This is a genomic window from Mycobacterium sp. E3298, assembly GCF_001666895.1.
In the GTDB taxonomy this organism is placed as follows: Bacteria; Actinomycetota; Actinomycetes; order Mycobacteriales; family Mycobacteriaceae; genus Mycobacterium.
In genome coordinates, this window is record NZ_LZJB01000046.1 from 1 (window position 1) to 1,315 (window position 1,315).

Here is a 1,315-nt window from a genome sequence, read left to right on the forward strand (position 1 = left end):
GCAGAGGTTCGCCGGGGCACCAGCGGTGTGGGCCACCATCGGCATTGGCCGTGCCCGCGGCCAACCCGAGACCCGCAACACCCAACCCACCGGCCAGCAGGGCGGTGGTCGCCAACCGCGCGATCCGTCGCATCATGACTGTCCTATTCCGTCGGGCGGCCCGTGGTCGGGGCGCTCTGCAGTTGAAGTAAATAGCGCGCCTGCCGCTACCGATCCCAAATTTGGCCGGCGGCCGCCTCTTGTCAGGCGAGCATGGTTGGCGTTTAGCGCGACTCCGTGCCGTGACCGTTAAGGATCGTTACCGCAATCGTGATTTTCGCGCTCGTATCATGAATTCACGAGAATTCCGAAGCTTTGACCCGAACAACGCCGATCGGCGTCCGCGAGCCTGGGGGCTGATATGACGATCGCAATCGCCGCGCACGAGCCAATCGAGAACGACGCGTTCGACGCGCACGACGATGTCATTTCGGCGGTCGCACGGCTCAACGGTATGCCCTGGGGAGGGGACACCGTTCTCGCCGAATTGAAACCGCGCTGGCGGCCCTCAGAAGAAGAGATCGTGCGCGCGGCGATCACCGTGATTTTGGTCGCCCTCGTGGCGATGATCGCCGTCGCCGCAGTCGCGATCTTGACAATGGGTTAGCGGCGGTCGCGAGTAGGCGAGCACACGCAGCTCGTCCGGTTTTGGCCCGCCCGTGCGGGAGTCGTTGGGCGGCGGCGACGAGCACTGTCCCGCCGCCGCACCCGACGGTGCGGGCGAACCCGCTTGCGGCACAAGCAATTCAGCGGGACTCATAACGCCGGTGCGCATCGGCCTCACGGGCCTCGGAGATTCGCTTCTGCTTGGCGATATAGAGCTCGGCGTCCGCGGCGGCGTGCAGCGTGGCGATATCGGCGTCCTTGCCGGAGGCCGACGCGGTCCCGATGCTGGTGCCCGGCGTATATAGCCGCGCGGCGCCGACGAATTGCTCTGCCGCGGTGGGCTTGCGACCGGGGCGGTCAGCGATACACACCGCGAACTCGTCGCCGCCGAACCTGGCCAGAACGGCGTGCGCGGGGGCCGCTTCTCGCCAGATATCCGCGCGACTTATCAGGTGCCGATCGCCGGCGACATGTCCGTCGGTGTCGTTGATCTGTTTGAAGTTGTCGATGTCCAGCGCGACGACGGTGACGGTGGACGCGGTCGAACGGGCCCGCGCCAGCAAGTCGGCGGTGGCAATCTCCCAGCCGGCACGGTTGAGCAGTCCGGTGAGCGGGTCGGTGCACGCCGCGGCGACCAAGGTCCGCGTCAACAGGCCGAATGACTCGGCGG

The 1,315-nt window shown here is 66.6% G+C and carries 2 protein-coding genes; one reads left to right on the forward strand and one right to left on the reverse strand.

The window, feature by feature from the left end:
- Positions 1–400 precede the first annotated feature (400 nt).
- Positions 401–646, forward strand: a complete 246-nt coding sequence (locus tag A9X05_RS01670) for a hypothetical protein (protein WP_067756415.1) — start codon at positions 401–403, stop codon at positions 644–646.
- Between the two features lie 139 nt (positions 647–785).
- Here A9X05_RS01670 and A9X05_RS01675 read toward each other — a convergent pair.
- Positions 786–1,315 (reverse strand): GGDEF domain-containing protein (locus A9X05_RS01675; RefSeq protein ID WP_156736196.1); only part of this gene is annotated, 530 nt, incomplete at its 5' end.